This window comes from Microseira sp. BLCC-F43 (assembly GCF_041929235.1).
GTDB lineage: Bacteria > Cyanobacteriota > Cyanobacteriia > Cyanobacteriales > Aerosakkonemataceae > Microseira.
In genome coordinates, this window is the sequence record NZ_JBHFNP010000323.1 from 16945 (window position 1) to 31270 (window position 14326).

Annotated in this window: 13 protein-coding genes; 4 read left to right on the top strand and 9 right to left on the bottom strand. The window is 43.7% G+C overall.

What is annotated here, in order from left to right; all coding sequences use genetic code 11:
• Window positions 1-5: 5 nt before the first annotated feature.
• From ACE1CM_RS43485 to ACE1CM_RS43525, 9 genes are all read right to left on the bottom strand, one after another.
• Entirely contained in the window at window positions 6-2420 is a 2415-nt protein-coding gene (locus ACE1CM_RS43485) for an esterase/lipase family protein (protein WP_374885615.1), read from the bottom strand.
• A 72-nt stretch (window positions 2421-2492) separates the two neighbouring features.
• Window positions 2493-3179: a caspase family protein gene (locus tag ACE1CM_RS43490; RefSeq protein WP_374885617.1), complete on the bottom strand. Its 687-nt coding sequence runs from the start codon at window positions 3177-3179 to the stop codon at window positions 2493-2495.
• Between the two features lie 334 nt (window positions 3180-3513).
• Complete coding sequence (locus ACE1CM_RS43495) at window positions 3514-4446, bottom strand: peptidoglycan-binding protein (RefSeq protein WP_374885618.1); 933 nt, start codon at window positions 4444-4446, stop codon at window positions 3514-3516.
• 37 nt (window positions 4447-4483) lie between these two features.
• Entirely contained in the window at window positions 4484-4852 is a 369-nt protein-coding gene (locus ACE1CM_RS43500; protein ID WP_374885620.1) for a YbaY family lipoprotein, read from the bottom strand.
• A 308-nt stretch (window positions 4853-5160) separates the two neighbouring features.
• Window positions 5161-6156, bottom strand: coding sequence for a Dot/Icm T4SS effector Zinc-dependent metalloprotease LegP (gene legP, locus ACE1CM_RS43505; protein ID WP_374885622.1), 996 nt, complete (start codon window positions 6154-6156; stop codon window positions 5161-5163).
• 159 nt (window positions 6157-6315) lie between these two features.
• Window positions 6316-6906 carry a CAP domain-containing protein gene (locus tag ACE1CM_RS43510; protein WP_374885623.1) on the bottom strand — a complete coding sequence of 197 codons (591 nt, stop codon included), beginning with the start codon at window positions 6904-6906 and terminating at the stop codon, window positions 6316-6318.
• Window positions 6907-6978: 72 nt separating this feature from the next.
• Window positions 6979-7479 (bottom strand): RICIN domain-containing protein, encoded by a 501-nt coding sequence (locus ACE1CM_RS43515; RefSeq protein WP_374885624.1) that lies wholly within the window; start codon window positions 7477-7479, stop codon window positions 6979-6981.
• Between the two features lie 143 nt (window positions 7480-7622).
• On the bottom strand, window positions 7623-8168 hold the full coding sequence (locus tag ACE1CM_RS43520) for a LysM peptidoglycan-binding domain-containing protein (RefSeq protein WP_374885626.1): 546 nt from the start codon (window positions 8166-8168) through the stop codon (window positions 7623-7625).
• Between the two features lie 85 nt (window positions 8169-8253).
• On the bottom strand, window positions 8254-9183 hold the full coding sequence (locus tag ACE1CM_RS43525; RefSeq protein WP_374885628.1) for a glycoside hydrolase family 19 protein: 930 nt from the start codon (window positions 9181-9183) through the stop codon (window positions 8254-8256).
• A gap of 569 nt (window positions 9184-9752) precedes the next feature.
• Here ACE1CM_RS43525 and ACE1CM_RS43530 point away from each other — a divergent pair.
• The 4 genes from ACE1CM_RS43530 to ACE1CM_RS43545 form a co-directional block, all read left to right on the top strand.
• Entirely contained in the window at window positions 9753-11471 is a 1719-nt protein-coding gene (locus ACE1CM_RS43530; RefSeq protein ID WP_374885629.1) for an AAA family ATPase, read from the top strand.
• A gap of 12 nt (window positions 11472-11483) precedes the next feature.
• Window positions 11484-12167, top strand: a complete 684-nt coding sequence (locus ACE1CM_RS43535) for a hypothetical protein (protein WP_374885630.1) — start codon at window positions 11484-11486, stop codon at window positions 12165-12167.
• A 79-nt stretch (window positions 12168-12246) separates the two neighbouring features.
• Window positions 12247-13761 (top strand): hypothetical protein, encoded by a 1515-nt coding sequence (locus ACE1CM_RS43540; RefSeq protein WP_374885631.1) that lies wholly within the window; start codon window positions 12247-12249, stop codon window positions 13759-13761.
• Window positions 13743-14326, top strand: a 584-nt coding sequence (locus ACE1CM_RS43545; RefSeq protein WP_374885632.1) for a hypothetical protein, incomplete at its 3' end; no start/stop codon positions are given. The genes ACE1CM_RS43540 and ACE1CM_RS43545, both read left to right, overlap by 19 nt.

The window sequence follows — 14326 nt, forward strand, 5'->3', positions numbered from 1 at the left end:
TCTTTTTATTCCAAAAACTTGAGTAATTGAGCTACTATTTTCGTAGGCAAAACAATTGCCGAAAGTTGATTTAACCCAATACTAAGGGCTGTAAAAACCCAATCCTGCACCCCAGGCCAAGGCGAACCAGCATTAGGCGTGCCTAACATAATTAAGTGTTGCACAACTCGATTTCCCCCTTCTCGCTCAATAAACCACCGCGAAACTAAACCACCCATAGAATGAGCCACGATGTGCAACTGTTTGCCGTGCTTTGGTTTTAAACCTACTGCTTGCAACCGTTGTTTTAGGTGCCGCGCATTTTCTTCTATTGTGGTTTCGATATTCTCGTAGTCAAACGTCAGGACAAGATCGTACAATTCTTGAACAGGACGCTGTTTACCATCAACTTCTACTGTAGCTTTTCGCACGCTGGGAACCATGCTTGCAGTGTCGCCAATAATGCCATGTATGTAGAGGATGATTCGTTTAGCTTTAGCGACTCTAGATTGAATTATTTGCTGATTCTTCTCGTAGATTGGTCGATCGTTTTCGTCACAATCTACGGCAGCTAAAATTGGATATTCAAAGGTTCTTCCCAGTTTTGTGCTGACTAACTTTTCAAAGAAAATCCGAATTGAACCCCGCCAGCTGCGATCGCGAGATGTTGGGTTTACTAACCGTTCTATGATAATTTCTGTTTTTCCATCCTTAGTTCTTTTAGCTCTTCCTAATGGCAAGAAAAATTCCCCATCATAGGCAAAAGGCAAGATCTGCTCATTTTCGGCTAATTCTGTATCAACCAGCAACTTGAGAGGGGATTTTGGTGTAACAACCCTGTAATCTTCTACCTGACTTAACTCCAACGCACTCAATCCTGGATCGTTGCCTCGACCCGTGGTAAATTGAAACGGTTGAGAAATATGAGATTGTTGCCGCAACATTGCAGGTACAATTAGATTTCCTAAATCTCTACTCGCTTGCGGTACGGTGGTAAGCTTAACTTTTGCTTTCAAGCTTGGATGGGATTGCAACTCGACTAAACCATTTTGTAATAAAGTGCTGCAACCCGCTTGAATTTCCTTCGCATCCTGGGGGCGCACAATCGTAATTGTGACTTCTTTGGTCATCCAATCATCATAGTTGCCTTTAGCTCTAACTGCTTCGCGAGTATTGACTGCATCCATTAAACGATTAAGAGTTCCCTGGTATCCTCCTGCATGACGGTGGCGTCGAGGCAAAGATAATCCATCTTGCTTGAGCAAACTTGCATCAAATTCTGTCGTACTGATCGTTAGCTTTAATATATCTTTGTATTCAGTAATACCTGCCTCAACAAATCGCTCTGGTACTTGAAAGAGAATATCATCAAAACTTTTGATAGTTGGAGAGTTTGCCGGTTTGTTTGGTTCAAGTACAACGCTACTTTCTCGCTCGAAGAATGGCACATCTACCGCAAAGCTTTCTGACAGAAGCAGAACGTTGCATAAAAGTTGGCGATCGCTATTATTTGTCAGCTTAATTTGAATGTTTGGCGGTTGCCAATCTCCATTGTCATAGGTATATTCTACCCGCATCTCTGATGAGGATATTTTTCCATCTTTCTGACTTGATTCTTCTCCTCCAGAAAAAAGGATAATTTCCATTTCCACATCATCGGTTTTAATCCGACTTGTAGCGGGAGTTGCCAGTTGTAGAATGTTATTCCATCGGGCGATATGTTCTAAACGAACGATCGCATTGAAGGCACTTTCTTGTTTATAAGTTTTCCCATTATTTGTTTCAGGAATGGGGTCAACTAAAGGACGGTCATCTTCAGGGTGGGTAATCCAATATTGACCGTTTTTGGCTAGCAGATGGTAATTTGCGTCCTTGGCTTCATCTACTTGATGTAGATATAATGAAGGTTTGTTACCTGGTGCTATTGTTAATAGTGCTTGTTGCGCCAGTTCCACACCTGCCAAGTCATTTTCATCGCCTTTAATGTAGATTTTTAAACGAGGCAATGGCAAACTGGTTACTACTGCCCAATAACTTTCGTTTGTAGATAAGCGATCGCTACCACTAATAATTTTTACCAAACTGTGGTTTGGCAATACCTGAGTTACTTGTACTTCACCTAAAGCTTGTGAAAGGTGGCGTAATTCTTCCGCACTACTGCCTACTGGAAAAAATGCTAATAAGGTATTTTCCCCGTCAAAGGGTTTAGGAATACCGTGGAGAACACCTCCATCGATCACCCAACTATGATCGTTTGTCCTGTAGGTTAATGTGAAGTATGTAGGACGTTCTTGAATTGCGCCACCCAAGAAATGTTTGTCTAGATATTCTGGATCAGATGCTTCAACTTGGGGCGATTGTTCCTTGACTTTCCCGCTGACTAAGGCGTTAATATTTCTAGCTAAATCTCGATAAGTTATGTTGCCATTGGTGCGGTGCATTGTTTGGAGCAAAAAGTAAGAAAAAGCTCCTCTATGTTGACCATCTTCTGTTTGGTATTCTTTAGCTAGTTCCTAGTCTCTACAGGCAGAGAATAGGACGTGTTTTCCTTGTGGTAATACTAGGCCAGTGGTTTTCTTTTCCAAGTTGCGAGAACAAGTTAATAATTCCTTTAATGCTGCTTCATCTTCAGCAAAAATAAAGCTGCTTAAAGGTCGTTCTCGCGAGTCTACTACTGCACGGCGCACGCTTACTTCTGGAGGTAAATCTCTGGTTCCCGAACCGGAGTGACAGCAGTCGAGAAAGATAATGACGCGAGGATTATTTCGTCCAACTTGGGAGATGAGGTATCTGAGTTCTTTATCGGCTAAGTCTCGGCCTTCTTCTGTACGGCTATCGTAGCAAACTAAGGTTTCATTTAAACGGTCTGCTTCTAATTCCCAGAATTCCTCTGGGGCTTTTTCTTGAGCGCCATGACCAAAGTAGTAAAACAAGACAACATCATCGCTATCAGCGTTGCACAAATGCTGCTGAAAGCCGTTAATAATTGCCTGACGTGTGGCATCGCTATCTAAAAGTATCCACGGTTGGTCTTCGGGTTCGACCAGTTGCCATTCGCTGTCTTTTACAATTCGTTCCCGCAGATAAGCTTCTACGGCTTTAATGTCGTTAATGCAGCCTTTTAATGGCGAAATTTGTGGAATAGAGTCGGGATGGTAGTTGTCAATTCCAACTAATAATGCGAAGATGTTTTTAGTCATAATTACCCTGGTTTTTTATAATAATTGAATTTTTGTGGATGAGCGATCGCAACCTTGCTAATGGCTAATGGCTAATGGCTAATTGCTAATCGTTAAGCCGAGGCAGAGCCTCTAGTTTTTCGTTCCCAGGTTCAACCTGGGAACGAGTTAGGGGATGTCCGATCTCGTTCCCAGGCTCCGGCCTGGGAACGAATTTTTAAGCCGAGGCAGAGCCTCTAGTTTTTCGTTCCCAGGTTCAACCTGGGAACGAGTTAGGGGATGTCCGATCTCGTTCCCAGGCTCCGGCCTGGGAACGAATTTTCGAGGCTCTGCCTCGCTTGAAAGTGAAATAGTTTTACACTCCCAGTTCTAAACGGGTTGCTGACCCGACAACACCATCGGGCGTTAAACCTTTTTGCTGTTGAAATTGTTTGATGGCGCTTTCTGTGGTCGATCCAAAAACTCCATCAACGGTGACCTTGATATTAGCTTTGAGCAAAGCTTGCTGAATTTTACGCACATCATCACCTTCCATAAAAGGTTGACTTAGCCGCAGTATCCTGATGCTATTTATTTCTCCAAAACCTGCGATGGGCGATTGATTAAGTCGCGCTAAAGTAGCCGCGCCGCAGTCACCATCTTCTGCAATGCGATCTCTAGAATTATACCGATTCCAAAGTCGCTGAAATGCCTTGACCGCAATGTTGCTAATATCCGACCTTCCCCCGCCTGTATAGTCAAAATGAGGCGGATCGCCGCGCAAAGGTCGCCAGCCATGTCGGATAAAATAAGGTTCCCAACCCCTTGGATCTTCCACATCCAAAGCCAAACCATCTTCGTGATTGCTAGTACTTGGACGCGCTGCGATCGCAATCCCACACCGTCCATTTTTATACTGGTTATACAACATCAATTGCTGGGGCAGCGTTCGGTATGCAGAATTCACAACCAGGGTGCGACCCCGATCTTCAATAGCGCGCGCCAATGCTGCTTTTGCTTTTGGCTGAAGAAAGGGATTGACAGCTGCACCATTTTGTACGTTTAAGTCAGCAAAACTCACCAAACAACCGGGTTCAATGCGGTTCATCTCATCGATGATTTGTTTAGAAAGACCGCTAAGTACTGCTGTTGAGCAACCTGGTGCTTGTTGCACCTTAGTTCCGAAACTGCGAGTTGCTTCATCTTGCGATCGCTTAACTTCTTCGGGGTCGTTATTAATCTCGTTAATGTCTTCGCAAGGCTCGATAGTTTCTGTGCTTTCTGTTGCTAAATAAGTGTCTTGGTTCATAGATACCTCACCAAATTGTTGTCTAAAAAACCAAATGCTACTTGACTTCTCGCACGCGGACTGATACTTGATGCGGATACCCAAAAGTAAGGACTGGATAACTCTCTGTGCTGATGCAATCCCCGCGATGAATTTGCTCATCTCTATGTTGAGAGACTTGTACGCGGATCGAATAACTGGCGCGTAAATCTGCAATCTTGCCTTTGAGGGCAAATTCAACTCGATTCTCAGTTCCTATCACATGATTAATGTTAGGAATTACTTGTTTAGCGACGATTTGGGATGGAGCATCTACAGAACTTACATCTTCAAGATATACATTCACCGTAGCTCCAGAAAACGATGCCAAATCTTCAGAGAAAAGGATTTCGCCTGTTACGAGTGGGAGAGCATTATTTGACAACATAGGCGTTGCTCAAAAAACAGAGTAGCTATCCTTAGATCTTGCACCTGCTCATTAACCCGCCAGAGAATAAATTCTCTGGCTAATAGCTAAAGTCCTCTAAACAGGACTAAACACTGATTCAAAAAGCAAGGCGCGGGGCGGGTTTATTTGAATGGTTTGTTTTTGTCAAAGGTTATTGGTAAAACCCGCCCCTACAATCCTTTGATATGTAGCATTATCAAGGGCAATTGGTATCAGTCCATTAAAATGGACTTGAGCTGTTAGCCCGGAAATTTATTTCCGGGCGGTTAGGGACTGCTAAAACATTGTTAAGTTAAGGGAAGGTAGACTACCTGACCGGGTTGCAAATTCTGAGCCTCCTCTTCTGTGAAGAAACCGCCCTCTGGAGTTTTCATGATTTGACGCCAACGATTTCCATCACCTAACTCTCGCTGGGCAATTAAAAAAAGTGTATCTCCCGCTTTTAGGGTGTATGGACGCGATCGCGACGGTTTTCCTTGATAGAGAAATTCGATGGTTGCTATATCGCGATCGCTCAGACTATTCCTTTTACCGATGGGTTTTCCGGACGGAATTGTCGTAATTGTTGGTTTACCGTTTTTAGAAAAAGCCGTCGCTCCGTAGTGCATGATCGAGTCATAATCGTAGGAATCGTAGTCATCGCCATCAGTGATGTGTTGGTTAAAGTTGTGCTGATGTTTAGGGTCGATATTCTGCCAATGAATCTGAATGTGTTTATCCCGATCCGATCGACTTTGTTCGTGCCAAAGTCCCAAGGCGTGACCAATTTCGTGAATTGTAGCACCCGTGCCGCAACCTAGAGCTAGACCAATGTCTTGCTTACCTCCCCGCATCCCTACAGCAGAAAAGCACCCACTGGCAGGTTTGAAGTAAATATAGTTTGGATACTGACTGGCATTGCTGCTAGTTCGCCGCACAAACCGGATGCTGGTTTTTTCTTCCCAGTGAGCGATCGCATCGCTAATCCGCTTCTGATTCGGCAGATTCGGAGCGATTTCATACAGTACAATTCCATTAGGCCAGCGATACTTTTGTCCAGGGATAAACAGACCGCGCGCACTAACATCTTCTTCAATATCTTCCCCAGATCGAATAGCAGCTATTTTTTGCTCCATTTCCTCAACAGTACCCAGGACAATGCAACCTTCAAAAACCGCTAATCCATCGACAACTGAGTATTGAATTGCCTTATTGGTAAAGGTTGATCCAGAGATGAAACCCGTGCGAATATCGTCGCTAACAAGGAATCCATCGCAGTTAGTTGTGTCTTGATTTTGAATCACGATCTTCTCCTTTTACCTGTTGTTATACCGTTTTCTCTTCCTGTAACAGATCCCCCTAAATCTCCCTTAAAAAGAGGGACTTTAACTTCTTCGGTTCCCCCCAATGCATCGGGGGGTTAGGGGGGATCGGATCTGTAGCATCAACACGGGAAAATGATATTATCTCGGTGTGGCAAAAACTTGTGTCCAGTAGTGTTTGTAGTTAACGTTGCCTGTATCGTTGGCTAGGAAGTAGTAACCGACGCCTATTTCTTGCAATTTGGGATTGAGGATATTGGCACGATGTCCGGGGCTATTCATCCATGCTTGTACTGCTGCCTCTGGTGTAGACTGACCCCCAGAAATGTTTTCCGCCGCCCTGGAATATTGATAGCCTGTCGCTTTAATGCGATCGCCCATCGTGCTACCATTGGGTTGCTTGTGACTAAAATAGTCTTGCAATGCCATATTTTGGCTGTGTCTGAATGCCGCAGTTGCTAACCGAGACTCGTATTTTAGTTCGCGCAAACCAGCTTTTTTTCGCTCTATATTAGTCAGTTCGATGACGCGATTGGTAAAGTCTTGACTCGTTTGCAGAGGCATGACAAGTCTCGTTCCCGGTTCAATATATTCTGGATTATCTCCAATCGCGGCGCGATTAAAGTCGTAAATTAGCGTCGATAACTCCTCATTTTCGTAAACTTTCTCGGCTATCGTTGCAAGCGTTTCACCTGATTGGGCAGTATCAGATTGGTCAGAGGTAGTAATCACGATTTTATCCTTGGTAAAATTGAGTTTTTTTGACTAGGCAGTAGGTGTTATTGTCGATAGCGATGGGAATTTTTAAACGTACTCCATTTCCCACACTTGATTTTTATTCCCTGTATAAGACCATTGCTGGATTATGGTTCCATTATCATTAGAGAAACCAGGTAAATCCAAGTTTTTATGACTCGCAACATTTTGTAATGTAACACTTTGCCGACTGCCCACGATTATAAATCCGGGTCTCCAAAGCTGATTATTTCCACCGTTGTAAGACCATTGTTGAATTTGGGCACCATCATTATTAGAAAAACCAGGAACTTCCAAGACTTTACCGCTTGATATAGAAGTGATAGTCCAGCCACCATTTCTGAGGTCGAATCTCCACTGTTGATTTGCACCACCATGTTTAGTCCATTGCTGAATTTTGGCACCATCATCTTTAGATAAATCGCGTACATCTAAGGCTTTTCCACTTGACCAAGAGATCAGGATGACGACAGTGCCACTAAAATTTGGCGCCAATATTTCAGATTTTTGTACAGCTATATCAGAAGTGGATTGTGGCGCGATAAACATAATTTTCTCCTAGATTGCGCTCGCAGCGAATAATTTCTCATAACGAATCTAGAAACCGGGTTTATGCGTAGGATTTTTCAGAGAAACCCGGTTTGTTTCGCGTCAGTCCTGTTTCTGCATTTTGTTGCAGGAAAACCCTGAAATCAAAGAATTACTGTGACAGGCTTTCTACCTAGATTAATAGCCTGATTGACGGGATCAACAAAGATATCAATCCTGTTGCCTATAACTGCCGTACCCTTATCTAGCGCAGCTGCGGGAACTTCCCTTCCATCCCAAAGTACTAAGGTGAAATTTTTGAGCAGGGGAATAATGTTTGGGTCTACTGCACACTGTACGCGCCCAACACTTTGACCCTGACACTTGGACTGCCATTGACCTGAAAGTGCTGCTGCCAATGTAATCCCATGTACGCCAGAGGCAGGCGGATGACAATGTGTTTCTTCCATGCTGTAAAATGTAGCTTCTAGATTTAATCGGGTGCCGTTGCCAGGGCGATTAGGGTTGTCTTTTGCAGGAATAACAAGTACCATTCCAACTTGGATTTGGTTGGGGTCAGCCCCGATCGCGTTGCGATTAGCGTCGTAAATTAAATTCCATAAATTGCCATCTCCGTAAACTTTTTGGGCAATCAAATATAACGTGTCACCCGGTTGTACGGTGTAACTTTGGCTGGATGTAGCAAACATGATTTTCTCCTTGAAATTCAGACATAGCGATCGCTTCATCTGCGATCGGATGTGGAAGTGTTCCAGACTTTTTGAAACAGAATCTTTAGTAGTGAGCCATGCGATCGCAGTAAACGTTTTCGCCCATGCTTACACCCAACATCTGGGTAAAACGCTCGTAGAAACCCACCCGGTCGCGAACCTTATCATTGGTAGGAATGCTACATTCCAGACCGCCATTAATAATGTTGATAGTCATGCCGAAACCGGGCGCACGTCCCTTGCTAACATCGTCGGGAGAGGGCATCCACCCGCCAGTCATAACTGCGTGACAAGAAGGCTTGGGTGGTTGGGGAGTCATCCAGAACCACAGGGCGGTTTGGAAAGCGATCGCACCATCCAATTTAACTAAGTCTGGGTTAGCCAACAAATCCACCCCCAACGCTTCCCCCACCTGACCGTAGTTGTAATTCCACGACAACTGAATTGGGCCGCGTCCGTGATAGGTTTTACCCGGTACGCACCGATAGCGGGTGTTGCTGGCATCGCAGTATTGGGTGCAGCCTCCATTCTCGCAACCCACCTCTTCAACGTAATATAGACCCCAAGCGTAACGCCCTCCAGGAGCCGCGTCCCAGCCTCCCGTCGTCTCGTGGGCAATGTTCGCCAAGAATGCAGCCGCCTCGCGTTTGCGTTGCTCATCCGAACCAGAGTTGCAGAATTGCCCGTACTTCCCAGTTGCCGCCACCAGACTGTCGTAGCTATACAAACCGTTACGGTTGGGGAACATGGCTTCGTAAGTTTGGCACGACACGATACCTGCAAAACCATTGCCCAACGGTGGAGGAGTAGACCCATTAGGAATGCAGATTTCCTGACCTATCTGTAAATTCCTAGCTTCCTCTTCTGTGAATGGGTTGCCATCTGGTTTCTTGATTTCACGCCAACGGCTACCATCACCCAATTTGACGGCTGCGATGTTAGCAAGCGTATCTCCTGACTTGATTGTGTATGAACTGCCAATTGTACAAGGCATAAATGACCTCCAAACAAGTAGTTTGATCTATTAACGCAAGTTGCTAGTTATAAACTTTGGCGTTGCCAGCTTGCTAATTGCTAATTGCTAATATAGGATTTTTACCAATCTCGCCATTAGCCATTAGCCATTAGCCGCTCCCAGAGAGATAACTAGCAACTTGAGTTATTAGTCCTTCCCTGGTACTTTTACTCTCCCGTACCGCTCAAGCAGCCACAGGAATTTTTACTTCTGCTATTTATCTATAGGTGGAACTGGGAGTGACTTATGCAGCGAGCGCAAAAGCTTTTTGTAAAAAATGGAATGGCATTTCCTATTTCCTCTACGAACTCAGTAATACACAAAGTGTTACATTAGCTAAAAGCACTAAGTTAAGCTTCAAGTTAAAGCCCAAAAGCCCTGTCAATTGTTAACTCTTGATCGTAACTTTTTGTTAACTTAGTGTCCTTTTTGCTTTACTTGACTAATTTAGCGACTGAGCGCGACTTTGTACCTAGCCTCAAGTACAGTTTTTACCTGATAAAATTGCTAGTTAATCGCTGAAGCTGCGCTCCGGGGTGTATAATACCATGTCCGGTCGATTACCCTTAATTAAAATTCTCCGCGTCAGAGCGTCTGGGCGTCCCCGCGTCAGTCCCAACTATGGGTCTTCAAGCGGACATGATATAAAATACCAAGGGAAAATGCTTGAACTAAATGGATACCAGATACTAGAAAAAATTTATACTAGCCCGAAGCGAATTTTATACCGAGGGCTGCGGATATCGGATGGACAGCCGGTAATTCTCAAATGCCTAATCTCCGAGTATCCCACACCCGCAGACATAGCTTGTCTGCAACATGAATATGAAGTTACCAAAAATCTGGAAATATCTGGGATAGTTAAACCCCTGGAATTGTTAAATGTTAACTCTCGTCCTGTCCTGGTTTTAGATGATTTTGGCGCTATCTCCCTCAAAGAGTATCTAACTAACCACCAACTCAATTTAAGAGAATTTCTGTATATAGCTATACAAATTGCTCAGATTCTGGGGGAATTGCACCAACACCAACTCATTCATAATGATATTAAACCCAGCAATATTTTGCTCAATCCTCTCACTCTAGAGGTAAAAATTACCGACTTGGCGTTAGCTTCTCCAATGGAAGCAGAAGAGACAAATACTATATTAGAAGGCACTTTAGTCTATATATCTCCAGAAGCAACGGGGCGGATGAATCGCAGGATTGATTATCGCACCGATTTTTACTCGTTGGGGGTGACTTTTTATGAAATGCTAACCGGAAAGTTACCCGACGATACAGAAGATACAATCGAGTTAATTCACAGTCATATTGCCAGAATTCCGGTTGCACCCCAAGTCCTGAATTCAGCAATTCCAACGGTTTTATCCGCTCTGGTGATGAAGTTACTCGCCAAAGATCCAGGAGATAGATATCAAAGTGCTTTTGGGATTAAGTCAGATTTAGAACATTGTCGCAATCAGCTTGAACAAAATGGTTATATTGATAACTTTCTTTTAGCCGAACGTGATTTTTATGGAAAGTTGCAAATTCCGCAAAAACTTTACGGAAGAGAACGAGAATTAACCCAATTATTTGCAGCTAGTGAACGAGTTTGTGCTGGGGCGACGCAGATGGTGCTAGTAACTGGATATTCTGGTATTGGCAAGTCTGCTTTAGTGCGAGAAGTAGAAAAGCTAAGATTGCATGGCACTAAGATAAGCGAGGCTCTGCCTCTACAATCTGGCTCCCAGGCTGAGCCTGGGAGCGAGGTAAGGGAGTATCGGGGTTATTTTATATCGGGAAAATTCGACCAATTTCAGCGGAATATTCCCTATAGCGCTTTAGTGCAAGCTTTCTCTGCACTGATGCGGCAATTGTTAACTGAAGAAGAAACGCGGCTAGATGTTTGGCGCGAAAAACTGCAAACTGCTTTGGGTATAAATGGTCAAATTATTATCGATGCGATTCCCGAAGTAGAATTGTTGATTGGTAGTCAACCACCTGTGCCAAATGTGCCGCCAGAGGATGCCCAAAATCGCTTTAATCTAGTCTTCCAGAATTTCATTCGGGTGTTTGCATCGAAAGAACATCCTTTGGTGATGTTTTTGGACGATTTACAATGGGCAGATTTAGCTTCTTTGAAATTGATACAACTGCTGGTAACGGCAGCCAAAAGCGGACTGTTTTTAATTGGGGCTTATCGGGATAATGAAGTTAATGCTGTCCATCCATTGAAGCTGACTGTAGAAAAAAATGGAACAGTTATAACTGAAATTTTCTGATCTCGGTTAGAGTTGCCCCAAATTAATCAGTTAATTGCGGAAACGCTGCATTGCCCACTGGAACAATCAGAACCTTTAGCCGAGTTGATTTTAGCAAAGACTGATGGTAATCCCTTCTTTATCAATCAATTTTTGCAATCGCTTTATGGGGAAAAGCTGTTAGCGTTTGATTTTGCTCGAGGCTGCTGGGAGTGGAATTTAGAGCAAATTCGCGCTAAAGGAATGACAGAAAATGTCATCGAATTGCTGGCTGGTAGAATGCAAAAGTTGTCAGAAGAAATGCAACAGGTTTTAAAGGTAGCTGCATGTATCGGCAACTCTTTCGATTTAGCAACTTTAGCAGTTATATCAGAAAAGTCGCCAGAAAAAGTGGCAGCTAATTTGCGCGAAGCTGTTACCCAGGATTTTGTAATTTCAACAAGTTCGAGTACTGCCTACAAATTTGTCCATGACCGCATCCAGCAAGCTGCCTATTCTCTTATTCCAGAAACGGAGACTAAAGCGATTCATTGGAAAATTGGACAACTGCTGTTGAATAGTACGCCAAAAGAGGCACAAGAAGACAAAATCTTTGAAATTGTTAACCAACTCAATCAAGGTATTGAACTGAGGGAATATCAACAGGACTTACCCAGTGGATCGGTGCGTTACGCTACCGAAGAGAGCACCCTACATAGAGCAATTCCAAAGAGATGAACTGGCAAAATTAAATCTAATAGCTGCCAAAAAAGCTAAGTCTTCAACTGCATATGAGCAAGCATTTCGGTTTTTAAAATTGGCTTTAGGGCTGTTGGGAATTGATTGTTGGCAGCGGCAATACCAACTGACTTTAGCAATTTATGAATTGGCAACAGAAACGGCATACTTTTGTGGCGAGTTTGAAGAAATTGAACGCTTGGCAAACAGCGTGTTACACCACAGCAAAAATTTGTGGCAAACAGTTAGAATATATGAAATAAAGATTGAAATTTGTCTTGCCAGAAACCAAATTGCCCAAGCGGTAAAAATTGGATTGGAAGTACTGGATATTTTGGGATTCAAGTTGACAACAAAACCTAATATACCCCAGGTTTTATTCGAGTTATTAAGAACGCGGCTTGCTCTAGCTGGTAGGTCAATTAAACAGTTGAGACACTTGCCAGAAATGACGGATTTGAAAGCGAGAGCGGCTCTGCAAGTTATGGATAAAATCGCAACTACCGTCGCACTTACCAATCCTAAATTGTATCCGCTAATTATTTGTAAAATAATCAATTTAACCCTTCGTTATGGTAACGATCCTAATTCAGCCGTCGGTTATATCGGTTACGAAATCATTCTAAATATCGGATTTGGAGATATTAAAAATGGCTATCAGTTTGGCAAGCTTGCTTTAGATTTAGTTGAAAAGTTTAAGTTTAAACGCAAGATATTGACAGGATTTTCCACCTGTATCAAACACTGGAAACACCACCTCAAGGAGACACTACAATCTCTCAAGGAAGTGGTTCAAATTGGTTTAGAGACAGGAGATAGCAAATTATTTGCCTTTACAGCAGGTAGCTACTGCGTTCATTCATTTTTCAGCGGTAAACAACTTGATATTTTAGAAAAAGAAATGGCTTCTTATGGCGAGACTATTCAGCATTGTAAGCAAGAACTTGCCTTAGAATCGGTAAAAATATATCATCAGGTAGTTCTCAACTTGCTGGGGCGCAGCGAAAATCCTTGTCGTTTAATTGGGGAAGTGTACGACTCTCGGCAGAGACTATCTCTGCCCGAAGAGTCTAATATTATAACGATAACTTTTGTGGAAAACTTTTATTCATTAATTCTCTGTTATTTGTTTGGGGAAATTCACCAAGCTGCTGCCCTGGCAAAATTAGCGGAAAAGAATTTAAAGAGTATGGCTTCGTCTATCAATTCGCCGCTGTTTCATTTCTACGATTCTCTAGTCAAAATAGCTTTGTATCCTGAAGGTAGTAGCTATGATAAAATATGCTGGATCGGGCGGGTGAAAAAAAATCAGAAAAAGATGAAAAAATGGGCGGATCGTGCCCCCACAAACTTTTTGCATAAATATTATCTAGTAGAGGCAGAACTCAATCGAGTTTTGGGTCGATCTCTGGAGGCGATCGCGCAATACGATAAAGCGATTGAACTCGCTAAAGCTAATGAATATATTAATGAAGAAGCCCTCGCGAACGAACTAACAGCCAAGTTCTACCTTAGCCGAGAAAAGACTAAGATTGCCGGTTTATATATGCAAGAAGCGCGGTATTGCTATCAGAAATGGGGCTGGCTAAGGTGAAGCATTTAGATGAAACTTATCCGCGATTGCTAGATAAAATTCCTGAAGCTATCCCATCAATGAATCTAACTACTGATTCTTCTCGGTGGGATGTGGATTGGAAAACTGTTACCAAAACTGCTGAAGTAATATCAGGGGAAATTGTACTGGATGAGTTAATCAAAAAGTTAATGCGGATTGTGCTAGAAAATGCAGGGGCGCAATCTGGTTGTTTGATTCTTAATCGAGATGATTCTCTCTTTGTGGCAGCAACTGGTACCAGCGGAACCGAGAGTTTCGATCCCCCCAACCCCCCTTGGCAAGGGGGGCTTCTCGATCCCGCCAACCCCCCTTGGCATTGGGGGCTTCTCGATCCCCCCAACCCCCCTTGGCAAGGGGGGCTTCTCGATCCCGCCAACCCCCCTTGGCATTGGGGGCTTCTCGATCCCGCCAACCCCCCTTGGCAAGGGGGGCTTCTCGATCCCCCCAACCCCCCTTGGCATTGGGGGCTTCTCGATCCCCCCAACCCCCCTTGGCATTGGGGGCTTCTCGATCCCGCCAACCCCCCTTGGCAAGGGGGGCTTCT